The organism is Nonomuraea harbinensis (assembly GCF_019396385.1).
Classification (GTDB): Bacteria; Actinomycetota; Actinomycetes; order Streptosporangiales; family Streptosporangiaceae; genus Nonomuraea; species Nonomuraea ferruginea.
In genome coordinates, this window is the sequence record NZ_JAHKRN010000085.1 from 1 (window position 1) to 23,773 (window position 23,773).

At 72.3% G+C, this 23,773-nt stretch carries 23 protein-coding genes; 18 read left to right on the plus strand and 5 right to left on the minus strand.

Features of this window, described 5'->3' with window-relative positions; all coding sequences use genetic code 11:
* Window positions 1-47 precede the first annotated feature (47 nt).
* A complete protein-coding gene (locus KME79_RS42655; protein ID WP_219551966.1) occupies window positions 48-1,349 on the minus strand; it encodes an ABC transporter substrate-binding protein in 1,302 nt (433 codons plus the stop codon).
* 261 nt (window positions 1,350-1,610) lie between these two features.
* Between KME79_RS42655 and KME79_RS42660 the strand changes: the two genes are divergently transcribed.
* The 7 genes from KME79_RS42660 (at window position 1,611) to KME79_RS42690 (ending at window position 9,642) form a co-directional block, all read left to right on the plus strand.
* On the plus strand, window positions 1,611-2,603 hold the full coding sequence (locus KME79_RS42660) for a LacI family DNA-binding transcriptional regulator (protein WP_308249251.1): 993 nt from the start codon (window positions 1,611-1,613) through the stop codon (window positions 2,601-2,603).
* A gap of 413 nt (window positions 2,604-3,016) precedes the next feature.
* Entirely contained in the window at window positions 3,017-5,455 is a 2,439-nt protein-coding gene (locus KME79_RS42665; RefSeq protein WP_219551970.1) for a PEP/pyruvate-binding domain-containing protein, read from the plus strand.
* A 65-nt stretch (window positions 5,456-5,520) separates the two neighbouring features.
* A complete protein-coding gene (locus KME79_RS42670) occupies window positions 5,521-5,712 on the plus strand; it encodes a hypothetical protein (protein WP_219551972.1) in 192 nt (63 codons plus the stop codon).
* Entirely contained in the window at window positions 5,709-5,798 is a 90-nt protein-coding gene (gene kdpF, locus KME79_RS45995) for a K(+)-transporting ATPase subunit F (RefSeq protein WP_219551974.1), read from the plus strand. Before KME79_RS42670 ends, kdpF begins: the two co-directional genes overlap by 4 nt.
* Window positions 5,798-7,462 (plus strand): potassium-transporting ATPase subunit KdpA, encoded by a 1,665-nt coding sequence (gene kdpA, locus KME79_RS42680; RefSeq protein ID WP_219551976.1) that lies wholly within the window; start codon window positions 5,798-5,800, stop codon window positions 7,460-7,462. Before kdpF ends, kdpA begins: the two co-directional genes overlap by 1 nt.
* Window positions 7,459-8,271: a P-type ATPase actuator domain-containing protein gene (locus KME79_RS42685; protein ID WP_443684637.1), complete on the plus strand. Its 813-nt coding sequence runs from the start codon at window positions 7,459-7,461 to the stop codon at window positions 8,269-8,271. The genes kdpA and KME79_RS42685 overlap by 4 nt, the downstream gene beginning before the upstream one ends.
* Before the next feature lie 150 nt (window positions 8,272-8,421).
* Window positions 8,422-9,642 carry a chymotrypsin family serine protease gene (locus tag KME79_RS42690; protein ID WP_219551978.1) on the plus strand — a complete coding sequence of 407 codons (1,221 nt, stop codon included), beginning with the start codon at window positions 8,422-8,424 and terminating at the stop codon, window positions 9,640-9,642.
* Window positions 9,643-9,700: 58 nt separating this feature from the next.
* Here KME79_RS42690 and KME79_RS42695 read toward each other — a convergent pair whose 3' ends face one another.
* The gene (locus KME79_RS42695; RefSeq protein WP_219551980.1) at window positions 9,701-12,517 is read right to left on the minus strand and encodes an AfsR/SARP family transcriptional regulator; all 2,817 of its coding nucleotides are present in this window, start codon (window positions 12,515-12,517) and stop codon (window positions 9,701-9,703) included.
* Window positions 12,518-12,798: 281 nt separating this feature from the next.
* Between KME79_RS42695 and KME79_RS42700 the strand changes: the two genes are divergently transcribed.
* The 4 genes from KME79_RS42700 to KME79_RS42715 all read left to right on the plus strand — a co-directional run bounded on the left by KME79_RS42700 (window position 12,799) and on the right by KME79_RS42715 (window position 16,414).
* Entirely contained in the window at window positions 12,799-13,806 is a 1,008-nt protein-coding gene (locus KME79_RS42700) for an aldo/keto reductase (protein ID WP_219551982.1), read from the plus strand.
* Window positions 13,807-13,893: 87 nt separating this feature from the next.
* Complete coding sequence (locus tag KME79_RS47315) at window positions 13,894-14,034, plus strand: hypothetical protein (RefSeq protein WP_308249252.1); 141 nt, start codon at window positions 13,894-13,896, stop codon at window positions 14,032-14,034.
* Between the two features lie 80 nt (window positions 14,035-14,114).
* Window positions 14,115-14,405 (plus strand): hypothetical protein, encoded by a 291-nt coding sequence (locus KME79_RS42710; protein WP_219551987.1) that lies wholly within the window; start codon window positions 14,115-14,117, stop codon window positions 14,403-14,405.
* A 170-nt stretch (window positions 14,406-14,575) separates the two neighbouring features.
* Window positions 14,576-16,414 (plus strand): AfsR/SARP family transcriptional regulator, encoded by a 1,839-nt coding sequence (locus tag KME79_RS42715; RefSeq protein ID WP_219551992.1) that lies wholly within the window; start codon window positions 14,576-14,578, stop codon window positions 16,412-16,414.
* Here the strand turns inward: KME79_RS42715 and KME79_RS42720 are convergent.
* On the minus strand, window positions 16,411-19,206 hold the full coding sequence (locus KME79_RS42720; RefSeq protein WP_308249253.1) for an ATP-binding protein: 2,796 nt from the start codon (window positions 19,204-19,206) through the stop codon (window positions 16,411-16,413). The genes KME79_RS42715 and KME79_RS42720 overlap by 4 nt on opposite strands.
* A gap of 135 nt (window positions 19,207-19,341) precedes the next feature.
* On the opposite strand from KME79_RS42720, the gene KME79_RS42725 reads away from it, so the two are divergent.
* Genes KME79_RS42725 through KME79_RS42735 form a run of 3 tightly spaced genes read left to right on the plus strand, consistent with a single transcriptional unit; the run spans window position 19,342 to window position 20,827 of the window.
* The gene (locus KME79_RS42725) at window positions 19,342-19,686 is read left to right on the plus strand and encodes a VOC family protein (RefSeq protein ID WP_148031031.1); all 345 of its coding nucleotides are present in this window, start codon (window positions 19,342-19,344) and stop codon (window positions 19,684-19,686) included.
* A 44-nt stretch (window positions 19,687-19,730) separates the two neighbouring features.
* Entirely contained in the window at window positions 19,731-20,342 is a 612-nt protein-coding gene (locus tag KME79_RS42730) for a VOC family protein (RefSeq protein ID WP_219552005.1), read from the plus strand.
* Between the two features lie 44 nt (window positions 20,343-20,386).
* A complete protein-coding gene (locus tag KME79_RS42735) occupies window positions 20,387-20,827 on the plus strand; it encodes an iron chaperone (RefSeq protein WP_219552011.1) in 441 nt (146 codons plus the stop codon).
* A gap of 20 nt (window positions 20,828-20,847) precedes the next feature.
* Here KME79_RS42735 and KME79_RS42740 read toward each other — a convergent pair whose 3' ends face one another.
* Window positions 20,848-21,594, minus strand: coding sequence for a hypothetical protein (locus KME79_RS42740; protein ID WP_219552018.1), 747 nt, complete (start codon window positions 21,592-21,594; stop codon window positions 20,848-20,850).
* 180 nt (window positions 21,595-21,774) lie between these two features.
* Here KME79_RS42740 and KME79_RS42745 point away from each other — a divergent pair, with 180 nt between their 5' ends.
* The 3 genes from KME79_RS42745 to KME79_RS42755 all read left to right on the plus strand — a co-directional run bounded on the left by KME79_RS42745 (window position 21,775) and on the right by KME79_RS42755 (window position 23,323).
* Window positions 21,775-22,275, plus strand: a complete 501-nt coding sequence (locus KME79_RS42745) for a GNAT family N-acetyltransferase (protein ID WP_219552025.1) — start codon at window positions 21,775-21,777, stop codon at window positions 22,273-22,275.
* A gap of 71 nt (window positions 22,276-22,346) precedes the next feature.
* Window positions 22,347-22,892, plus strand: coding sequence for an ATP-binding cassette domain-containing protein (locus KME79_RS42750; RefSeq protein ID WP_246641355.1), 546 nt, complete (start codon window positions 22,347-22,349; stop codon window positions 22,890-22,892).
* Complete coding sequence (locus tag KME79_RS42755) at window positions 22,889-23,323, plus strand: S26 family signal peptidase (RefSeq protein ID WP_219552038.1); 435 nt, start codon at window positions 22,889-22,891, stop codon at window positions 23,321-23,323. The genes KME79_RS42750 and KME79_RS42755 overlap by 4 nt, the downstream gene beginning before the upstream one ends.
* 7 nt (window positions 23,324-23,330) lie before the next feature.
* Here the strand turns inward: KME79_RS42755 and KME79_RS47625 are convergent, their stop codons facing one another.
* The gene (locus tag KME79_RS47625; protein WP_372452537.1) at window positions 23,331-23,495 is read right to left on the minus strand and encodes a helix-turn-helix domain-containing protein; all 165 of its coding nucleotides are present in this window, start codon (window positions 23,493-23,495) and stop codon (window positions 23,331-23,333) included.
* Between the two features lie 30 nt (window positions 23,496-23,525).
* On the opposite strand from KME79_RS47625, the gene KME79_RS46000 reads away from it, so the two are divergent.
* On the plus strand, window positions 23,526-23,773 hold a 248-nt coding region (locus tag KME79_RS46000; protein WP_246641351.1), incomplete at its 3' end, for a hypothetical protein.

Genomic DNA, 23,773 nt, shown 5'->3' on the forward strand with positions numbered 1-23,773 from the left:
GGCCGGCGGCCCGCCGGGCCCCGCGCGGAGCCCGGCACGCTGCTCGGTCACCACCCTGCCAGCCCCAGTTGCCTGGCCTGCTTCTCCACGTCCTTGTCGTACTGGGCCGCGCCTTCCGCCGGTGTGGTGAGCCCGGAGCCGACGGCGACGGTGATCTGCTCCAGCGACGGGCCCTTGATCGGCGACAGGAACTCCAGCGCGGGCGTCGTGGCGCCCCGGTCGATGTAGGCCTGGAGGTCCTTGGCCACCTGGATGGCGTCCTCCGGCAGCTTCGACCCCTTGATCCGGTACGGTCCGGACGGCTGGACGGCGGCGGTCACGGCTTCGGTGCCCGCCGGGGAGGCGACGAAGGCCAGGAACTTCTTGGCCGCGTCCAGGTGCTCGGTGGTCCTGGCGATGTAGAGGGCGGCGGGCTCCCAGACGGTGGCGCCGCCGGCGGCCGGGTCGTCGCCCGGGATGCCGAAGTAGCCGACGTCGGTCGCGGTCTGGGGGTAGGTCTCCAGCAGCGGCGGGAGCAGCTGAGTGAGCATCGCGTAGTGCGCGCCCTCGCCCTCGACCAGCATCTTCAGTCCCTGGTCGAGGGTCGCCGAGCCGAAGCCCTTGTTGAGGTGGCCCTTGGCGTGCACGTCGGCGAGGTGCTGGAAGCCGCCCGTCGCGGCCGGCGTGGTGGCGAACTTGGCCTTGCCCGCGGTGTAGTCGGCGGCGAAGCCCGGCACGGCGGCCTGGACGTTGTGGTGGTCGGCGAGCACGAAGATCTGGGACGTCCAGGTGTCCTTGAACGTGCTGATCACCGGGGTGACTCCGGCGGCCTTGATCGTGTCGTTGTTGGCCATGAAGTCGGCCCAGGTCCTGGGGACCTCCAGGCCGAGCCGCTCGTAGACCTTGCGGTTGTACAGGATGCCGCCGCCGCCCATCGTGGTGGCCGGGACGCCGTACGCCTTGCCGTCGTGCGAGACGACGGGCAGGTAGTCGGGCTGGACCTGGGCCAGGACGGGATCCCCGGTCAGATCGACGAGGGTCTGGGCCGGGTTGAGCGCCTGCAGCAGCGAACCGGAGTTGTACCAGAACACGTCGGTCATCTCGCCGGTGGACAGCCGGGTCTTGACGACGTTGTCACCCTCGCTGCCTCCCGGCTGGTGCTCCATGTCGATCTTGATCGTGGGGTTGACCTTCATGAACGCGTCGGCCAGCGCCTTGGAGGTGTCCACGGTCGACTGGTCGCTGCCCGTCATGAAGGACAGGGTCACGGTGCCGTCGGCGGCGGGCTCCGAGCCGGATCCGCACGAGGCAAGGGCCGCCGTCGCGAGCACGGCCACGGCCGATGCCAGCATGCGGTGGGAGGTCTTCACACACCCTCCAGGGGGTTTTGAATCGTTTTAAGCGGCTCCCCGATGCGGTTAACGTAGGCGTTGCCCGAAGGGGTGTCAAGACATGATTTGGGTAACGGTACCCACTCTTATCGCAGTTGAGATCGGTGTACGCACGAGTAATGCAGGTACTGTTTCCCTCGTCGGACCGGCTCGCCTCCAGCTCGTACACTGGGATCACCCCTCGGGAATTGGAGCCTCATGGTCGCGCCCAGCCGACGCCGACGAGTGACGATCAACGACGTGGCCAGCCACGCCCAGGTCTCCGTCACCGCGGTGTCCAAGGTGATCCGCAACGCCTACGGCGTCAGCCCCGCCATGAGAGACCGGGTCAAGACGGCCATCGAGGAGCTGGGCTACCGGCCCCAGGCCGTGGCGCGGGGCATGCGCGGGCGCACCTTCACGATCGGCCTGATGCTGCCGCACATCAGGAACCCGTTCTTCGCCGACATCCTCGACGGCCTCACCGAGCAGCTCGCCGGCACCGACTACCGGGCGTTCATGATCCAGGGGGGCGCCACCCGCAAGGTGGAGAGGCTAGCGGTCGACGCCCTCATCGACCGCCAGGTCGACGGCATCATCATGGTGGCCCCGCTCGCCTCGAAGGCGCGGCTGGAGGAGGTGGCCCAGGAGAAGCCCACCGTGGTGCTGGCCCGCCACGAGCGGTCGTCCTTCTACGACTCCGTCTACGACGACGACGAGGCGGGCGCCGAGCTGGTCGTGAAGCACCTCATCGAGCTCGGCCACCGCCGGATCGCGCACATCACGCATCAGGACGACAGCCAGGCGCAGCCGGCCGACCTGCTCCACAACATCCGGGCCGCGACCTACGAGCGCGTCATGCGCGAGCACGGGCTGGCCGACGAGATCGCCGTCGCGACCAGCTTCTACCACGAGAAGGGCGGCTACGAGGGAGCGCGGGAGCTGCTGGACCGCGATCCCCGCCCGACGGCCATCTTCGCGGGGGCCGACCAGGCGGCGTTCGGCGCGCTCGCCGCGGTCTACGAGGCCGGGCTCCGCGTCCCGGCGGACGTCTCGGTGGCCGGCTACGACAACACCCACCTGGCCGCCCTGCCCAACATCACTTTGACCAGCGTCGACCAGGAGGGCTCCGTCATGGGCGGCGCCGCCGGCAAGCTGCTGCTGGAGCGCATCGAAGGCCGCACGTCCGCGGTCCGCTTCTCGGTCACCCCCAGCCTGGTCGTCCGCGGCTCCACGGCCCCGCCTACGTCCTGAGGCGTGGGTAACGTTACCCACGCATCCACGCCACGCGGCCGGATGAGGTGCGGCGGGAGCGGGAACCGTTGCCTCTTGACGGCAGATGAGGGAGCGCTTACGGTGACGACGTCCACGGATGTTAAATCGTTTCACTCTACAGGGGGCTCACCACGGAAGAGCGGCCATGCCGCCGGAAGGGAGTGACCTCGTGTTCACCGCACCTCGCCGGACCCGCGTGCTCACCGGGGCGGGGGTGTCTCTCGCCCTCGTCCTCTCGCGGCGACGACCTGACCCGCACGGCGGTCACCCTCGTGACACGGGGGGTGACCGCCTGGTCCGGATTACCCCGCGGTGTTAGCGTCGGGGGCGGAGCGCCGGGAAACCGGGGGCGGCCATGTCGCGCATGGCGCCGGCCATGAGGAGATGGCGCGATGAAGCTGATCGGGTTGTCCGAGATCGACGCCTCCATGATCGACCTGGTGGGCGGCAAGGGCGCCGGGCTCGGGGAGATGATCAGGGCGGGTGAGCGCGTCCCCGACGGCTTCTGCCTCACCGTCGAGTGCTACCGGTCAGGAGAGCTGCCGGAGCGGGAGCTGGTCGAGGCGTACGAGCGGCTCGGCGGTGGGCGGGTGGCGGTCCGGTCGAGCGCCATCGCGGAGGACCTGCCGGAGGCCAGCTTCGCCGGGCAGCAGGACACGTACCTCGGCGTCGAGGGTCACGCGGAGCTGATCGACGCGGTCCGCCGCTGCTGGGACTCCCTGTTCACCGAGCGCGCCGTCGCCTACCGCGCAGCCGTGCGCGTCGAGGACGAGCCCGCCATGGCCGTGGTGGTGCAGCGCATGATCGACCCCGTCGTGGCGGGGGTGATGTTCACCGCGAACCCGATCACCGGCTGCCGTACGGACATGGTCGTCGACGCCGCTCCCGGTCTGGGCACCGCGATCGTCGAGGGCACCGTCGTACCCGACCATCATGTCCTCCGCCGGGGAGCGCCGGCCGTGCCGGACCCGGACGGGTGCCTCGACGCGGCGCGGCTCGAAGAGCTGCGGGCGGCGGGGGCGCGGCTGCAGGAGCGTTTCGGCTCGCCGCAGGACGTCGAGTGGGCGATCGACGCCGGGGGGACGCTGTGGCTGCTGCAGTCCCGGCCGATCACCACCCTCTTCCCGCCGCCGCCCGACACCGGTGACACGCGGCTCTACCTGGAGTTCGGCCACATGCAGGGCATGCTGCGCCCGTGCACCCCGATGGGGTTCTCGCTGCTCAAGTCGGGCTCGAGCCTGTGGTTCGAGGCCGCGGGGGCCCGGGTCGACCGGCGCGACCCGATGCCCCGGCTGGTGTCGATCGGCGGCCGGCTGTTCTTCGACGTGACCGACTTCCTGCGCAGCGGGGACATGCGCGGGCGCCTGGGGACCTCGCTGGAGATCTACGGGCCGAGGGTGCAGGGCGCCGTGCTGAGCATGCTGGACGATCCGCGGTTCGCGCCGCGGCCCGGTCTGCCGTTCCGCGTCGGCAGCCTGGTCAAGGGCGCGCTGCGGATGTTGCCCGGTGGGGTCGCCGGAGTCGTGTCGAGCCTGGTCAACCCGGATCTCGCCCGCGCCCGCGCCTACCGGGGCGTCGCGGAGATCAAGCGCCTCACCACCCCGCCGGGCGAGTCCGCCACCGCCGCGGAACGGCTGCGGTGGGTGATCGAGGACTCCCACAAGCCGATCATGAACATCGACATGCACGGGATCCTCTGGCCGTTGGCGGCCGGCTTGATCGCCGGGACGATCCCGGCCGCGCTGCTCAAGGGCGTCGCCTCGGACGAGGAGCTCGACACCGTGCTCGGCGGCATGCCGTACAACGTGACCACGGAGATGGACCTCGAGCTCTGGGACCTCGCGGTGCGGGCCCGCGAGCACCGCGAGCTGTTCCTCGGCACCCCGCCGGAGGAGCTCGCCGCCGGATACTTCGCCGGCGACCTCCCGGACATCGGGATGGCGGGCTTCCTGGAGAAGTACGGGATGCGCGCCGCGGCCGAGATCGACGTCGGCGTGCCCCACTGGGACGAGGACCCCGCGCCGCTGTTCGCGACGATCGCCAACTATCTCCGCGTCGACGGCCCCGGGCAGGCGCCCGACGTGCGGTTCAGGGCGGCGGCGGCGAAGGCCGAGCGGATGATCGCGACGCTGTCGCGGCGGGCGCGGCGCAGGCGGCCGGTGCGCGGCCGGCTGGCGGTGTTCTTCATGCGCCGCTCGCGCCGGCTCACCGGGCTGCGGGAGATCGGGAAGTTCGCCTGGCTGCCCGCGATCCAGGCGGCCCGGCGGCAACTCCTCCTGGTCGGCGCGGACCTGGCCGCCCGTGACCGGCTGGCGGACGCCGGCGACATCATGTTCCTGACTCTCGACGAGGCGCGCGCCGCCGTGCACGACGGAACCGACCAGCGGGGACTGGCCGCGAGGCGGCGCGCGGAGTACGAGCGGGAGCTGCGGCGGCCCTCCGTTCCCGGCGCCCTGCTGTCCGACGGGACCGACGTGGAGGCGCTCGCCCCCGCGCGGCCGGTCCAGGACGGCGTGCTGACCGGGATGTCGGGTGCCGCGGGCCAGGCGACGGGCCGGGCTCGGGTGATCCGCGACCCGGTCGGGGCGCACATCGACCCGGGCGAGATCCTGGTGGCGCCGACCACCGACCCGGGGTGGACGCCGCTGTTCATGACCGCGGCCGGCCTGGTGACCGAGACCGGCTCGCCGGTCGCGCACGGCCCCACCGTGGCCCGCGAGTACGGGATCCCGGCCGTCATCTGCGTCCGCGACGCCACCCGCGAGATCACGACCGGTCAGCTGATCACGGTCGACGGCACGGCGGGCACGGTACGCGTCGAACCGGAGTGACCGGCGGCGCGCGTCGCTTCCGACGGCGCGCGTAGAGAAGTCGTCAAGATTCGGTTCGTAGTCGTATGAAACCCGTCAAGAACGGCAAAACCCTCCATACCTCAGCGTTCGCTTGTTCTGCGGCCACCGCGGTGAAGGCGGCGGCGCTCTCGGACATCGAACTGAGGAGTGGAATGGCAGACGTCATCTTCGTCGTCCTGACGATCGCGGTCTCCGCGGTCCCCGGGCTGGTCGTCAGGGCGGTGGAGCGGCTGTGAACGCCGTCAACGCGACCGGTCTCGTGGTCGCCGTGGCCCTGGTGATCCTGTTGGTCGCGGCCCTGCTGTTCCCGGACCGCTTCTGATGAGCACCACCGTGGCGGGCCTCGTCTTCGTCACCTCGCTGATCGCGGCGCTGGCCCTGGTGCACAGGCCGTTCGGCGACTACATGTACCGCGTCTACTCGACCGACCGGCACAACCTCGTCGAACGCGGCATCTACCGGCTGCTCGGGGTGCGCGCCGACGCCGAGCAGCGCTGGGGCGCCTACGCGCGCGCCCTGCTCGCGTTCTCCGTCGTCTCGGTCCTGGTGGTGTACGGGCTGCAGCGGCTGCAGGACAAGCTGCCGCTGAGCCTGGGCATGGCGCCGGTCACCGACCACATCGCCTGGAACACCGCGGTCAGCTTCGTGACCAACACCAACTGGCAGGCCTACTCCGGCGAGTCCACGATGGGCCACCTGACCCAGATGGCCGCGCTGGCCGTGCAGAACTTCGTCTCGGCCTCGGTCGGCATGGCCGTGGCGATCGCCCTGGTGCGCGGGTTCGCCCGGCGTTCCGCCGGCACGATCGGCAACTTCTGGGTGGACCTGGTCCGCGGCACCGTCCGCGTCCTGCTGCCGATCGCGTTCGCCGGCGCGCTGGTGCTGGTCGCGGGCGGGGTGATCCAGAACCTCTCCGGCGTCCACGAGGTCACCACGCTGACCGGCGGCACCCAGGCGATCACCGGCGGCCCGGTGGCCTCCCAGGAGGCCATCAAGGAGCTGGGCACCAACGGCGGCGGCTTCTACAACGCCAACTCCTCCCACCCCTTCGAGAACGCCACCGCCTGGACGAACTGGGTCGAGATCTTCCTGATCCTGCTGATCCCGTTCGCGTTGCCGCGCACCTTCGGCAGGATGGTCGGCCAGGTCAGGCAGGGCTACGCGATCGTCGCCGTGATGGGCGTGCTCGCGCTGGCGAGCGTCCTGCTCACCAACGTCTTCGAGCTCTCCGGGAACGCGACCGTGCCGCAGGCGGCCGGCGCCGCCATGGAGGGCAAGGAGGTGCGTTTCGGCGTGTCCAACTCCGCCACCTTCGCCGCCTCCACCACCCTGACCAGCACCGGCGCGGTGAACTCCGCCCACGACTCCTACACGCCCTTCGGCGGCATGATGACGCTGGTCAACATGATGCTCGGCGAGGTCGCCCCCGGCGGGGTCGGCTCCGGCCTGTACGGCATGCTGATCCTGGCCGTCATCACGGTGTTCGTGGCCGGGCTGATGGTCGGCCGCACGCCGGAGTACCTCGGCAAGAGGATCGGCGCCCGCGAGATCAAGCTCGCCTCGCTGTACTTCCTGGTGACCCCGGTCCTGGTGCTGGCCGGGACCGCGTCCGCGATGGGATCGGAAGAGCGGCGCGCGGCCATGCTCAACACCGGCCCGCACGGCCTCTCCGAGGTCCCGTACGCCTTCACCAGCGCCTCCGACAACAACGGCTCCGCCTTCGCGGGCCTGACCGTCAACACCCCCTGGTACGACGTGGCGCTCGGCCTGTGCATGGCCTTCGGCCGGTTCCTGCCGATCATCCTGGTGCTCGCGCTGGCCGGCTCGCTGGCCGCGCAGTCACCCGTCCCCGAGGGCGCCGGCACGCTGCCCACCCACCGGCCGCAGTTCGTCGGCATGGTCGCCGGCGTGACGATCATCCTGGTCGCCCTCACCTTTCTTCCGGCCCTCTCGCTCGGCCCCCTCGCGGAAGGACTGTCCCGATGATCCGCTCGCTGCCGGACGCGTTGAGAAAGCTCAACCCGGTCACGACGTGGCGCAACCCGGTGATGTTCATCGTGGAGGCCGGCGCCGTGTTCGCCACCGTGCTGGCCGTCGTGGAGCCGACGTTCTTCGCCTGGGCCGTCGTGGTGTGGCTGTGGCTCACCGTGATCTTCGCGAACCTGGCCGAGGCCGTGGCCGAGGGCCGCGGCAAGGCGCGGGCCGCCACGCTGCGCGCGGCCAAGACCGGCACCGAGGCCCGCAGGCTCAGGAGCCCGGACGACCCCGGCCACTGGGACGTCGTCCGGGCGCCCGAACTGCGGCAGGGCGACCGGGTGATCGTCGAGGCGGGTGAGGTCATCCCCGGCGACGGAGACGTCGTCGAAGACATCGCCAGCGTGGACGAGTCCGCCATCACCGGCGAGTCCGCCCCGGTCATCCGCGAGTCCGGCGGCGACCGCTCCGCCGTCACCGGCGGCACCAAGGTGCTGTCCGACCGGATCATCGTCGAGATCACGCAGAAGCCCGGCGAGAGCTTCATCGACCGGATGATCGCCCTGGTCGAGGGCGCGAACCGGCAGAAGACGCCGAACGAGATCGCGCTCAACATCCTGCCGGCCGCGCTGACGATCATCTTCCTGACCGCCACCGTCACCATGCAGCCCCTGGCCATCTACACCAAGCTCGTCAACCCGGGCGTGCCGGACTCGCTCGCCCTCGGCGCGGACGGCGTCACCGGCATCGTGCTGGTCTCCCTGCTGGTCTGCCTCATCCCCATCACCGAACCGGGCATGGGCTACCGCTACGCCCCTTGACCCCCGTGCGGCCGGCCGCGGACCCGCGTGCCCTCTTCGGGGATCCGAAGGGGGCGACCCACGGGCCTTTGACCTGCGGATTCAAGGATTGCCGAAGATTTGCGGAAGGAGCGGCCCGCAGGCTGACGCCTACACATCGACGGTGGAGGTATGTCAGTGAGACAACGCATTCATGGGCCGGTCGCCCTCGTCGTCGCGGCGCTGCTGCTGTCAGCCGGGACGCCGGCCTCGGCCGCGGCTCGTACCGGCTTACCGGACCCGCCGCCCGTTCAGTCGCCGGCGGAAGCCCTGCTTCAAGATCTGAAGCTGGTCGCGGAGGGCAAGGGCTGGACCCTGGCGCAGGCCGCGGCGGACCGCAAGGCGGCGGAGGCCGTCGGTGACGTCGCCGCGAAGGTCGCGCGCGAGAGGCCGGAGATCTTCGTCGGCTCGGCCGTCAACCCCCTTCCCGGCGGTGCGCCGACGCTCTACGTCAAGGGGCCGGCCGATGCGTTCGTCGACCGGCTGGTGGCCGGCGCGGACGTGGACATCGACGTCGTGGACGGGCAACCGTACTCGTTCGGTGAGCTGGAGGAGCGCCAGCTCACCGTGCACAAGGCGCTCGTGGCCTACGGTTTCACCTCCGTGGCCACGTCCGTCGACATCGTGGGCGCGGGGCGGATCCCGGCCCAGGTCACCGAAACGCCGGGGGTCGACTCGCGGCCGGAGGCCGTGCTGTCCGCGATGCCGCAGGGCCTGCGCCCGCACATCGATCTCGCCGTGCGGGACGAGCCGGTCACGAGCCTGGAGTTCGGCTTCGGCGGGGAACGGGTGCGCGGCGGCGGCTCCCAGTGCACCAGCGGCTGGCCGATCCTCGCCAACGGCGTGCTTCCCGGCATCACCACCGCGGGCCACTGCGACGGCATGAACGAGATCGACTGGACCGACGCGGGCGTGTCGTTCCCGATCACGCCCCAGTTCCAGCATCGCCGGGCCTGGGGCGACGTGGAGTACCACTTCGGCGTTCCCGTACTGGCGGGGATCTTCTACGCCAGCAGCACCGACGTGCGGGAGGCGAGGTCGGTGGAACCGGTGGCCGCTATCAGCCTGGGCGAGTCCGTCTGCCAGTACGGCCGGTCCTCCAACGTCAGGCACTGCACTCCCGACGTCGACAGCGTCTCGGTGACCTGCACGTTCGCCCCCTTCCCCTTCCCGACGGAGCGGCTGGTCGGGACCGACAACGACGTCGGCATCAGCGGCGACAGCGGGGGCGGCTGGTCCTTCAACGACACGGCGTACGGATCGCACGTGGGGAACTGCGACAACGGCGAGGTGTTCAGCGCGGCCGACTACTACGACGAGGCGCTCGGCGTCCAGGTGTGGCTGGCCCCGTGACCTCGGCGGCTCACGATCCGGTCCCTCGCGGCGCGACCGGCCGCGAGGGACCGGAGCTTCACGCCCCGCCGAGCTTGGCCCGGACCTCCTCGGCGCGGTGGTGGCCGAGCTGGTCGAGGATGTCGAACGCGTCCCGCCAGTGGCGGTGGGCGGCGGCGGGATCGCCGGCGTCGTGAAGGATGTCACCGAGCGAGCTCAGCGCCAGGCCTTCGGAGTACCTGGCGCCGAGCTCGCGGAACAGCGCCAGCGCCCGCGCGTAGCAGGTGACGGCCTGGCGGAGATGGCCGAGGCGGCGCCGGATGAAGCCGAGGCTGTCCCAGGTCGCCGCCTCGCCCTGACGATCGGCGATCTCCTGGTAGAGCGACAGGGCCTGCCGGCAGTGGGCGAGGGCCCGGTGATGGTGGCCCAGGTGGGCGTGGTGCCAGCCGATGGCGTTGAGCCCGGCGGCCTGGCCGCGCCGGTTCTTCAGAGTCCGGAACAGGTCGAATGCCTGCTCGTCGTGGGGCAGCGCCTCCCGGTGGTGGCCCTGCTGTGCGAACAGCCGGGCCATGCAGCGGTGGGCGTGGGCCTGCCCGGCGCGGTCACCGAGCGCACGAAACAGTCGCAGGGCCTGCCGGAGGTGCTCGCCGGCATCACCGTACCGCCGCACGGAGATGTACGCGAGCGCGAGGCCGCAGTGGGCGTGGGCCTCGGCGGGGCGGTCCGCCAGACGCCGGGCGGCCTCCAGGGCGGCGCGCTGCGTCGCGGCCTGATCATGCCACAGCCCTCGCCTGTCGCAGAAGGTCATGAGCGCCCACCCCAGCCGGCAGACGTACGCGTCGGACCCGGCGTCGTCGACGGTGGCCAGCAGCGCCGGGTACTCGGCGCCGAACCAGGCCCGAGCCGCGCGGTGGTCGGCGATGTCCGCCACGACGACGCCGGGCCGGGGCGGGGGCAGCGTCAGCGGCTCGCGGTGCGGGCTGAGCGCCCGATCCGCGCGATGGGCGGTGTGCAGGTAGTGGTCGAGCAGCCGCCTCAGCCCGGCTCCCCCGGCGTCGAGACGGCCGGACAGCTCGGCCGCGTAGAGCAGCACCAGGTCATGCGCCCGGTAGCGGTCAGGAACCGGCTCGTCCAGCAGATGCGCGTTGACCAGCTCGCGGAGGAGGGCCCGGGTACGGGTGACGGTCAGCGCCGTGAGGCTGGCCACCGCCGGCAGGCTGATCTCCGGTCCCGGGGCGCGCCCCAGGAGGGCGAAGACGCGGGCCGCACCGGAGGACAGGGCATCGTACGAGCAGGACAGGACCGCCCGCAGGTTGACCGCCAGTTCACCGCCGTCCAGGGCGTCCAGCCGGGTGGTGGCCTGCCGCAGCTCACCGGCGAGCACGCCGAGGGAGAGCCCGGGGTGGACAGCGGCGCGGGCGGCGATGACGCCGAGCGCCAGCGGCAGGCCCCCGCAGTGGCGGATCACGGCGGCGACGGCCTCGGGCTCGGCCGCCGTCCGGCTCGCGCTGAACTCGCGGGTGAGCAGCCGGCGCGACTCGGCCTCGGTCAGCACGTCCAGGACCAGCGGCCGGGCGCCGTGCGCGGTGATCAGCCCGGTCAGCCTGCGGCGGCTGGTGACGAGCACGGCGCAGGTGGGAGTGGCGGGCAGCAGCGGCGCCACGTGGGCGGAGTCGCGGGCGTTGTCCAGCACGATCAGCATGCGTCTGCCGGCGGTCAGGTGCCGGTACATCGCCGCCTGCGCTTCCGGATCCGGCGGGATCACGGCGGGCGGCACGCCGAGAGCGTCGAGGAAGGAGCGCACCGCGACCGCCGGGTGCAGAGGATCCGCCGCCGGGTCGAAACCCCGGAGATTGACGTGCAACTGGCCGTCGGGGAACCGGTCCGCGTTCTCATGGGCCCACCGCAGAGCCAGCCACGTCTTGCCGAGGCCGCCGGCACCGCTGATCGTCACGGTGCCCCCCAGGCCGGACGGCGCGCGCATGGCCTCGCCGAGCGCGGCGAGCTGGCGGGCCCGCCCGGTGAACGACCGCGGTGGCGCGGGCAGCTGACGCGGTATCAGCGGCTGGACGGGCCGTTCGGCCACCTTCACGGGCTCGCGTACGACCAGGGCCGGATCCGTGGTCAGGATCCGCACGTGCAGATCTCGCAGTGCCCGGGTGGGGCCGGCGCCCAGTTCCTCGGCGAGCAGTCGCCGAAGCCGTTCGTAGACGTCGAGCGCGCCGGCCTGGCGGCCGCAGCGGTAGAGGGCGAGCATCAGCTGACCCGCGATCCGTTCGTCCAGCGGATGCGCGGAGGCGGAGGCGGTCAGCTCCGCCAGCAGCCCGGCGTGCCCGCCGCGGTCGAGGACGAGATCGTTGCGGTCCAGTTCGGCGGTCAGACGCTCCAGGGCCACGCCATGACGGACGTCGTTCAGCCACGCGGAGTCATGCCCCGCCACCAGGTCGCCGCGCCATAGACGCAGCGCCCGGTCGAACAGGGCCAGGGCGGTTCCGCCCTCCTCCGCCTCGCGGGCTTCGGCGACCAGCTTCCGGAACTTGAGCAGGTCCACGGTCATGGGGTCGGCGGTGAGGGCGTACCCGCCGGGCCGGCGCACGAGGCCGACACCGTCCATCTCGGTCAGCACCCGCCGCAACCTGCACAGATAGCCGTGGACGGCCGCGCGGGCGCGTTGCGGAGGGGCCTCACCCCATACCCGATCCAGTATCTGGTCGGCCGACACGACACGATTGGCCTCGATCAGGAGCACCGCCAGGACGCGGCGTTGCCGTGCGTGGCCGAGATCCACGAGCCGGCCGTCGGCCGCCGCCTCGACCTCGCCGAGCAGCCGGAACTCCACCGGCGGCCCGGCCGGTATCGTGCCCGTCGAGTCCGCCGGAGCGTGCTTCATGGCCATCGGGACCCCCATAGAGCCCCTTCCGACCGGCGGGATCGCGCGTACATTCCCGATCTTCAGGGGGACATGGCAACTGACTCCCTAATGATCGCCTCCGGCCCGGCATCGATCCACGTCTATTTACCGGCTGCACCGGACTCGGCGTCGAACCCGGTGGCCCACCGGCCGGGCACTTGACCTGGAGCGCACTCGAGCTTCTAGCGTCATGACACGGGCGCGCCACGGGGGCCGCCGGGATCGCGGGCGTCATCGCCACGAGATCGAGGAAGGACGCGAATCACATGAAGACCGTGCAGCTCGGCCGTACCGGTGAACAGGTCAGCCAACTCGCCCTGGGTTGCATGATCATGGGCACCGCCACGCCGGAGGACGAGGCCGTCGCGATCCTGGACCGGTACGCCGAGGCGGGCGGCGGCTTCCTGGACACCGCCGACTGCTACGCCTGGTGGGAGCGCCGGGGCAGCCGCGGCGGCGAGAGCGAGGAGCTGATCGGCCGCTGGCTGGCCAGGACCGGACGGCGCGAAGACGTGTTCCTGGCCACCAAGGGCAGCGCCGTCCCCCGCGACCTGGACGCGGTCTGGGCCGGCGGCCGGCCGGACTGGGAGGTGGCCTACAGGACGTTCTCCGGGGCCGGGGCGAAGACCCTGCGGGAGGCGATCGACGGCAGCCTGCGCCGGCTCGGCACCGACCACGTCGACCTGTACTACGTCCACGTCGACGACCGGGCCACGCCTCTGGAGGAGACGCTGGAGGCGCTCGCCGGGATCGTCAGGGCCGGCAAGGCCCGCCACATCGGCTGGTCCAACGCACGGACCTGGCGGCTGGAGCGCATCCGGCAGCTGTGCGCCCGGCATGGCTGGCCGGCGCCGGTCGCGCTCCAGCAGCAGCACTCGTACCTGCGCCGCCGCGCCGGGCTCCGGCACGCGTCGATCGTGGACGACGAGCAGCTGGACTACCTGGAGGGGCATGACGACCTGACCCTGGTGGCGTACTCCCCCATCCTCAAGGGCATCTACGACGACCCGGCCAAGCGCGAGGGCCACGGGGCGATGGAGCCGTACGGCGGCCCGGACGCCGAGGCCCGGCTCGCCGCCGTCGCCGAGGTGGCCGCCGAGGCGGGCGTGACGCCGAACGCGCTGGTCCTCGCGTGGCTGCTGCGCCAGACCTCGCCCACGGTCGTGCCGCTGATCGGGCCGCGCACGCTCCAGCAGTACGAGGCGGCCCTGCCGGCGCTCGACGTCAAGCTCACCGACGAGCAGTTCGCCCGCCTCGACACGGCCGGCGCCTGAGACGAGATCCGCGCCGTCTCCCGCCGCGCCGCCACGCGGGACACCGAGCTCGCCGCCGTCCACCTCGGCGACCACACCGTGGACCTGGTGCGCAAGACCGTGTCAGGCGGCCCGCGGCTGACGCCCACCGAGTGGCACATCCTGGAGATCCTGCTGCGCAACCCCGGCAAGCTCCACCCCCGGCACCTCATCACCGAACCGGGCATGGGCTACCGCCACACCCCGTGAAGGCGGCGCGAAGGCCGCATGAATGTGCGCGGGAATAGCCTGCCCGCTGTTCCCCAGCAGATTTGAAACGGAGGATATAGGTGCGTATCGCCATTATCGGCACCGCGCTCGCGGTCGGTCTCACGCTCTTCACCGGCAGCGCCGCCGCGACAGCCACGGTCGCGAAGTGCGACTGGACCCAGGCGAAGCTCAACGTCAGCAAGACGTTGTATCGCACGGCGACGGGATGGACCCCCAAGGGATCGATTCCCAGCGGCACGGTGATCATTTTCTATTACACGAAATACTCCCGATTGTCCGTCCCATCGCGCAACGGCTATATAGCGCCTGGGGGGATGACGGTCATCGACGGGGGCACCTGCCCGTCCTGACGCGCTCGCTTCGCCACCGCCGCCGGCCTCGTCCGCGCGGCGGTCCGCTTTTCCGGGGGTGACGCCTCATGGGCGACTGTTAGTCCCCGTTCGAAAGGTTCGAGCGGGCTCGCCGTCCGCTCTAGCGTGTGCCGCGGCTGTTCTCCGGCACTCGCACGAAGGTGATCGTCATGGTGGCGTCGCGTTTCTCGATCTTGGGGTCACTGTCCGTCACGACCGAGGAGGGCATCCGGACGTCCGTGCCGGGCCAGAAGAACCGGGTCCTGCTCGCCACGCTGCTCCTGCACGCCGACCAGTGCGTCTCCGTGGACCAGCTGGCCAGGCGCCTCTGGGGTGACAGACTCCCGCGTGACCCGCGCCGCGTGGTGCAGACGTACGTCGTACGCCTGCGTCGATGGCTCGGCGACGGCGGCCTGATCCGGACGCGGGACGGCGGCTACGTCATGGAGCTCGACCACGAGCGGCTGGACCTGCTCGAGTTCCGGCGGCTGCTGCGTCTCGCGGCTAGGGCCGGCCGCCCGGAGGACGAGGTGGCGCTCCTGCGCCGGGCGGTGGGCCTCTGGCGCGGCCCGGCGTGCGAGAACGTGGAGTCGGACGTGCTGCACCACCTGGATGTGCCCATCCTCACCGAGCAGTATCAGCACGCCGTCGAGCGGCGCGTCGACCTGGAACTCCGGGCCGGTCCGCCAGGTGAGCTGATCGCGGAGCTGCGGGCTCTCACCCGGGAGCATCCGCTGCGTGAGCGCCACTGGGCCCAGCTGATGACGGCGCTGCGCGGGTGCGGGCGCAGGGCGGAAGCGCTGGACGTCTACAGCTCGGTGTTCCGTACGTTACGTGACGAGCTGGGGATCGAGCCGGGCCGCGAACTGCGCGAGCTGCACGAGGCGATCCTGTCCGGCGACGACGTCGCCTTCCCAGGTGTGACGCCGCCACGGGAGCTCCCTCCTGACGTCAGGCACTTCGTGGGCCGCGCCAGGGAGCTCCGGCTCCTGGACGACGCCCTGGCCGAGGAGGGCTCCGCGGCCAGGACCGCCGTCGTCGTCGGTCGTGGCGGCGTCGGCAAGACGGCCATGGCGATACGGTGGTGCGCCTCCGTGGCCGGGGACTTCCCGGACGGGCAGCTGTATCTCGATCTTCGAGGCTTCGACGCGCGGCCGGCGCTCGAACCCGCCGACGCGCTGCGCGCCCTGCTCCGCGGTCTCGGCGTCGCCCCCGGCGACATACCGGCCGACGAGACGGCGGCGTCCGCCCTCTTCCGGACGCGCACCACCGGCCGCCGCCTGCTCGTCCTGCTCGACAACGCTCTCGACACCCGGCAGGTGCGGCCTCTCCTGCCGGGCCGCGGGCCGGTGGTCGTCGTCACCAGCCGCAACCAGCTACGAGGGCTCGTCGCGAGCGGCGCCGCCACACGGGTCGTCCTGCGCCCCCTGTCAGACGACGAGTCGGCCGCCCTGCTCGCGGCCCTGCTCGCCAAGGACCCGGCCTGGCGGGAGACGGACCAGGCGCGCCGCCTCGCTGCCCTCGCCGAGGGATTGCCCCTGGCCCTGCGTGTCATCGGCGAGAGACTCGCGCGTCAGCCCGAGCTGCCGCTCACGGACCTCGTACGGGACATCGACGCCGATCCGGACGCCGTCGCCTCCGGTGACGACGCCGTGCACGCCATGCTGTCCTCCTCCTACGAGCGGCTCGACACGACGACGAAGCGCGTCCTGCGCCTCACCGGCGGTCTCCATCCGGGCCCGGTGCTCGACCCGCGCCCGGTCGCCGCACTCGTCGGCATGCCGGTCGACCGGGTACGGGCCCACCTCGACCACCTGGTGGCGAACCACCTCGCCGAACAGACCGGCCCCCACCGCTATGAGCTGCACCGCCTGGTCAGGTCGTACGCGGCCGCGGAAATGCGACGCCAGGACACGGCACCGCAGCAGAACGCGGCCCGTGCCGCCCTGCTGCTTCTGCGCGAATACAGACCATCCGCGATCGACGCGGAGGCCCCCGTCCGGTTCTAGCCCTCGGGCGGCGCCGGAGCTGGGGCCATCGGGGCGAGTCCGAGGTCGCGTAGCGTGGCGGCGCCGCGTGAGGCGTGGGCGCCGCCGGCGAGCACCAGGGTTCGCGCGGACTGGTAGCGGCAGCCCGCGGCGTCGAAGGCGGCCGCCAGGGCGGGCAGCGCCTCCCGGTCGCCGTCGAGCAGGGCTCCGGCTCGCTCCACGACGGCGCCGGCGACCGGGTTGCCGGCCACGACGGCCCGCGCCCCGGCCACGCGGTCGCGGGCGTCGGGGCTCCCGGCCAGCACGGCGGCTTCGGCGCGCAGCGCCACGTACCAGTGGAGCCAGATCCAGGTGACCCACTGCCACACCTCGCCCGGCTCGGGCGCCAGCCGCTCCAGCGCCTCCGCCGCCTGCCCGTGGTGGAGCAGCGGCAGCGCGTCGAAGACCGCCCCGTAGCCGCGGGTGTTCCCCGGGGAGTCGTCGAGCCGGCCCAGCACCGCGCTCCACTCGCGCGAGGCGTCCAGGTCGCCGCGCAGGGCGTGCGTCATCGCCACGGCGGCCGCCGGCGGGCCGAGGACCGACCTGGCGGGCCGGCCGGCCCGCTGCCACGCGTCGAGGAACCGTACGCCGCCGGTGAGCACGTCCTCGACGTCGCCCGCCAGCGCGTCGGCCACCAGGAGCCAGCCCGTGGCGCGGTGGCCGACCTCCGCCAGCAGCGGATGCTCCGCGAGCCGCCGCGCCCACCGGCGGGCACCCGGCAGGTCGCCGATGCCGATGCCGGCCTCCGCCGCCTCCCCCAGCGCCTCGATCAGCTCGTGGGTGCCGGCCGGGGTCTCCGGCGCGGACGAGAGCAGCGCGATCCGCCGCCGGGCCGTGCCCGCGGCGGCGAACGTGTCACCGGCCCAGCTCAGGGCGCAGGTGAGCGTGTCGAGCGCGGCGGACTCGGCGAGCGGGTCGCCCGTGCGGCGGGCGAGCTCGACCGCTCGTTCCGCGCGGGCGATCGTCGCCTGGACCGCGTCGTCCAGGCCCTCCTCCGCACCGACCTCGGTGAGCGCCCGCCCGGCCTCGGCCAGCGCCACGGCGGCCTCGGCGGCCGCGTCGCCGCCGGCCAGCTCCCGTGCCCGGGTGATGAGCGCGTCCGTCTCCTCCGGTGGCAGTTCCCGTACGAACTTGCCGGAGAACCGGCAGGCGTTGGCGGCGGCGACCGCCAGGTCACAGGCGGCGCCGGCGAGGTCGCCTGACCGGCGGGCGGCGTCCGCGGCGGCGCGCTGCAGGCGGTACATGTCGTCGCCGCGCATCCTGCACCCGGCCACGGCGGCGGCCTGCCGGAGCATCGGCGCGGCGGCGGCGTCGCCGGCGAGCGCCGCGGCCTGCTCGTAGCGCTCCTGGGACTCGCCGATCAGGTTGCGGGTGAAGGTCAGCTCCGCCAGGCACCGGGCGAGGCGGTACGCCTCCGCGCGCCGTTCCGGCCGGTCGGCCGCCCACGTCAGGGCCGCGCGCAGGTCGTCCGCCACCGCGTCGAACCCGGCCCGCCAGCCCTCCCGCGCCACCGCCAGCCCGTCGGCCCGGTCCAGGCACCAGCGGACGTGGCGGGATCGGGTGACGGCCAGCTCATCGGCCTCGGACAGCCGTTCCATCCCGTACTGGCGGATGGTCTCCAGCGCCCGGTACCCGGTCCCGCCCGGGGAGGCCGTCACCACGAGCAGGCTCTGTTCGGCCAGCCGGGCCAGCCCGTCGGCGACGATGCCCTCTTCGTCCCCGGCCACCTCCGCCGCCGCGGCGGCGGTGAACGGCGCGACGAACACCGACACCCGGCGCAGCAGCGCCCGGTCGGCCGGCTCCAGCAGCGCGTGGCTCCAGTCCAGCGCCCCCCGCACCGAACGATGCCGCTCGTCGGCGCGGGAGCCGCCCGTCAGCATCCGCAGCGGGTGGGACAGGGCGGCGGCGATGCCGTCCAGCCCGAGCGTGGAACACCGGGCGGCGGCCAGCTCTATCGCCAGCGCCATCCCGTCCAGCCGCTCGCAGACGGAGGCGACCTGGTCGCGCAGCGCGGGATCCAGCGGCCGGCCCGCCGCCGCGGCCCGCTCCATGAACAGCGCGACCGCGTCGGACCCGCCGTCGGCGGACAGCGACAGCGGCGGAACCGTGTACACGCGTTCGAACGGCACCATGAGCCGTGCCCTGCTGGTCGCCAGCACCGTCACGCGCGGGCACGCCGCCAGCAGCCGCTCGGTGAACAGCGCCACCCCGTCCAGCACGTGCTCGCAGTTGTCCAGCACCAGCAGCGCGTGGCGGTCGGCCAGCGCGGCGGCCACCGACTCGGTCAGGTCGCGGCCGGGCTCCTCGCCGAGGCCGACGGCCCCGGCGACGGCGGTGGCGACCAGGCCGGGATCGGTGACCGGGACCAGGTCGGCGAACCACACGCCGTCGGCGTACTCGCCGGCCGCCCGCGCGGCCACGGTCAGCGACAGCCGGGTCTTGCCGACTCCGCCTGGACCGACCGCGGTCACCTGGCGGTTCGTCTTGATCAGCTCGGCCAGCTCGGCCCGCTCGCTCGCCCGTCCGACGAACGAGGTCAGCGGGGCCGGCAGGACCGGTGCCGGCGACGGGGCGGCGCCGGCCGGTTCTGGCGCGCGCCGGGCGAGCGCCCGGCGGTCCGGCACCTCCAGCTTGCGCAGCAGCGAGGAGACGTGACTCTCCACCGTGCGCACGGAGATGCACAGCCGTGCCGCGATCTCGGCGTTGCTGAGATGGGCCCCGACCAGGTCCAGCACCTCGGCTTCCCGAGCCGAGATATCCACTTCTGTCGCCACTGTCCCAGTTTGGCGCATCCGCTCCGTACGTGGTCCGTGCCGTCGATCCGTGGCCGGATTCCGTGGTGAGCACGGATGTGGACCGGCCGGGCCGGGCGGCAGGCTTTACCCAGCGACGAACCACGAGGAGCGACCATGACCATCTCCATCAAGACCGTGCTGCACCCGGTGACCGACCTGGCCAAGGCCAAGGCCGTGTACGCGGCTCTGCTCGGTGTCGAGCCGCAGACCGACTCGTCCTACTACGTCGGCTTCGAGGCCGGGGGCCAGCACATCGGGCTGGTGCCCGGCGGCGGGCCGCAGGGCATGACCTCGCCGGTGGCGTACTGGCACGTGCCCGACATCGAGGCGAAGGTGGCCGAGATGACGGCCGCGGGGGCCACCGTGCGGGAGGCCGCGCACGAGGTCGGCGCCGGCCGCCTGGTGGCCACCGTCACCGACCCCGACGGCAACGTCCTCGGACTGATCCAGGACCGATGAGCCCGCTGATCGACCACGACCCCGACTCTCCCAAAGGAACCGCCATGACCTCCTTCGCATCCGTCACCCTGGAAGTCCCCGACCCCGCCGCCGCGGACGCCTTCTACCGGGCCTTCGGCCTCGACCCGTACGTGCACGTCCGTGCCTCCGACGCGCCGGCGACCGGCTTCCGCGGCTTCGCGCTGTCACTCGTGGCGGCCCAGCCGGGCGACGTCGACGCCCTCATCGGCGCCGCGCTCGACGCCGGCGCCACGACACTGAAGCCGGCCGCGAAGGGGTTCTGGGGCTACGGCGGCGTCGTACGCGCCCCGGACGGGACGATCTGCAAGATCGCGACCTCGAAGAAGAAGGACACCGGCCCCGCCGCCCGGCGCATCGAGCAGGTCGCCCTCCTGCTGGGAGTGGCGGACGTCAAGGCGAGCAAGCGGTTCTACGTCGAGCGCGGCCTGGCCGTGGCCAAGAGCTTCGGCGGCAAGTACGTCGAGTTCGACACCCCGTCGTCGGCCGTCACGCTGGCGCTCTACCCGCGCCGCGCGCTGGCCAAGGACACCGGCGTCGCCCAGGAGGGCGCCGGGTCGCACCGGCTCGTGATCGGCGGCGACGCCGGGCCCTTCACCGACCCGGACGGGTTCGTCTGGGAGCCCGCGGCCGTCTGAGCCGTTCCGCACATCTTCGAAGGATTCGAAAGAGAGGTCCTGTCATGAGCAGCACGTACGAGGGATTCACGGCCGAGGAGCGGGCCGCGATGAAGGAGCACACCACCGAGCGGAAGAAGGCGGCACGGCGCGGCACGCACACGGACAAGGCGGCGGAAGCGGCGCGAGACGTGCTCGCCAAGATCGCCGAGATGCCGGACCAGGACCGGATCATGGCCGAGCGCGTGCACGCCGCCGTCATGGCCGGCGCTCCGGCCCTGGCGCCGAGGCTCTGGTACGGCATGCCCGCCTACGCTCTGGACGGCAAGATCGTCTGCCACTTCCAGCCCTCGGGGAAGTTCAAGACCCGCTACGCGACGTTCGGGTTCAGCGACCGGGCGAACCTGGACGACGGCCCCATGTGGCCGGCCGCGTTCGCCCTGACCGAGGTGACGCCCGAGGCCGAGGCGCGGATCAGCGCACTGGTGAAGCAGGCGGCGAGCTGAAACCCGGAGCACGGGGACGGTCAGTCTCCGATGTCGGTGGTCACCTTCCCGGGATCGGGCGCCTTGATGGACACCTTGGCGCCCCACCCGGTGAAGCGGCTGTCGATCACGATCGTCTTGCCTTCGTGCTGGTTGGTGTCGAACACGCCCGTGGCCGCGTACGACGACTTCACCCTGCTCACGAGCCCGGCCGAGGTCAGCGTGAGCGTGTAGGTGACCTTCGTGTCGTTGTGCATGCGCAGCGGGATCGACGCGTCGAACCAGCGTGACACCTTCTCCAGCTCCTTGAAGGTGATCTTCCCGGTGAGGCTGCTCCCGCGCAGTCTGCCCTTCTTGACCAGCGCCGCGAGGGTCTTCGGCTCGGCCGGGTTGATGACCTGCCCGTAGAAGCCGCTGCCGCCGCCGAGGATGGCGTTGCCCTTGAGCCAGGTCTTGCCCTCCGGGAAGCGGCCTTCCCACATGCCGCCCGAGGTGTAGCTGACCTTGCCGACGCTGATCGTACGCTCGCGGGGGCGGGTCGGGGAGGTCGCGGTGATGTCGGAGGCCGCCACGCCCTTGGCGTTGAACTGGAAGGTCCCCTTGCGGCTCTGGATCTTCTTCTTGCCGCCGCCGGAGAGCGTGGTCGTCTCGGTGAACCGCACGCCGTGGCCGGAGGCGAGCTTGCTCTTGAGCGCGCGTACGGGGTCCTTCGGGGCGGCCTGAGCGGGCGCGCCCGCCGCCAGCAGGCAGCCGCAGGCCACCAGTGCGGTGATCGTGGTCTTCTTCATGATCGGTGATCTTGCCGCGGGCGGATCACGGCCGAGGATCGGCGGACGATCGGAAGGGCAACGGCTCTCCGGCGCACGCGGGGCCCGGATCGTGGTTCCATGGGGACGGACCCGTTTCGATCGCTCCTCCGATGAGTCCGCCCTCGCCCCCCGAGGCGTACGAACGATCAGGAGTGCCGCGTGTCCCCTTCCTTCTCCCTGACCGGCGCCGATGTGACCACCGAGCGGCTCGTGCTGCGTCCGTGGCCTCCCGGCGACGTCGCCGCCGTCCTCGGCGGCCACCGGCTCGCGCACTGGGCGCAGGACTTCCCCTCCGCCGCCGACCGGCGCATCTCCGGCTTCGTCGCCGAGCGCCCCGAGGCCATGAACGTGTACGGCCAGCGCCAGATCGTCGAGCGGGAGAGCGGTCTCGCGGTCGGCGCGATCGGGCTGTTCTGGCCGCCCGAGGACAGCGTCATCGAGATCGGGTACGGGATCGTGGAGTCCCGGCGTGGGCGCGGATACGCCACGGAGGCCACCCGGGCGATGACCGCCTTCGGGCTCACCGCTCCGGGCGTGGACGAGGTGTTCGCCGACGTGGAGCTCGCGGACGCGGCCTCCGTCCGCGTCCTGGAGAAGGCCGGGCTGCGACGCGTGCGCGGCGACGGCGCGACGGCGAGGTTCACCGCCAGGAGGCCGTGAGCCGGGAATCTTGGCACGGACGGGCAACAGGCGTGGCACGCACGGAAAACCGGCGGCTGCGCGCCCGTGCCATGCTCGACCCGGAGCTATCGAACGGGGGAACGAATCGGGTGCCCTCATCCCCTCTGCTTCTTCGTACACAGGCACGCTATCGCGTCGGCACACACGAGATCCGAAGGGAGGTGAACATCCATGACCGAAACGATCATGACGCGGATGTTCTTCGGCGACTCAGGCGACGACGACACGCGGACGGGGTCGTGCTGTCCGGCGGCCAGTGGCAGCGCGTGGCCCTGGCGCGGGCCTTCCTCCGCCGGTCCCGCGACCTCATGATCCTCGACGAGCCGAGCGCGGGCCTCGACGCGGAGGCCGAGCACGACATCCACACCCGGCTCAGGACGATCAGGTCGGGCCGCACCAGCCTGCTCATCTCCCACCGGCTCGGGGCCATCCGCGACGCCGACCGCATCGTCATGCTCGACAGCGGCACCGTGAGGGAGCAGGGCACCCACGGAGAGCTCCTCGCGGCCGGCGGGACGTACGCGCGGATGTTCCGGCTCCAGGCCCAGGGCTACTCCGGCACCGCGACGCGCCAGCCGGAGGGATTCCCCCAGTGACCGTCATCGTCGTGGCCCTGGCCGTGTGCGCGGGAGCCGTCCTGTGGCTGCGCCGCCGCTACGTCATGGTCTCCGTCTCCGGCGCGAGCATGGAACCCGCCTATCGATCGGGCGACCGGGTCTGGGCGCGCCGCGCCCCGGTCGGCTCGGTGCGGGCCGGCCAGGTGGTGGTGGTCAGGCTCAGCTATCCCCCGGACTGGCAGCTCGCGGTCAGGGAGCCCTGGAGCATCGAACGCGTGACCGCCGCCCCCGGCGACCCGGTGCCCAGGAGCGGCTTCGACGCCCTCTCCCACGTCCCCGAGACGACCGTCCCCGCGGACCGCCTGGTCGTCTGCGGCGACAACACCGCCGACTCCTACGACTCCCGCCACTGCGGTTACGTCCCCGGCGAGCGGTTGCTCGGCGTGGTGGTCCGCCGCGCGGCCGGCTGAACGCCTGTCAGCGGCTGTCCGCCGAGCCGTCCTCCCGGGCCTGCCACCGGTAGGCGGCCGGGGTGACGCCGAACGCCGCGCGGAAGGTCCGGCTGAAGTGCGAGTCGTTCGGGAAACCCCACCGGGCGGCGATGGCGTTGATCGGTACGCCCTCCAGCCGGGGGTCGGCCAGGGCGCGGCGACCTGTCCCAGCCGCTGCTCGATGAACGCCCGGATCTCCAGGACGAGCGTCCCGCCGGGGTCGGTCAGGGACGGGGTGGGGTCGACCTCCAGCTCGTGGGCGAGCACGGCGATGACGAAGTCCACGATGACGCTGGACAGCCGGCCCACGTCGGCGGCCGACAGCTCGCCGGACCGGATCACGACGCCGCGAAGCAGGCCACCGAGCAGCGCGGCGACGCCCTGCCGGCCCGCGATCCTGGCGGCCGGCAGCCGCCGGATCTCCGGCTG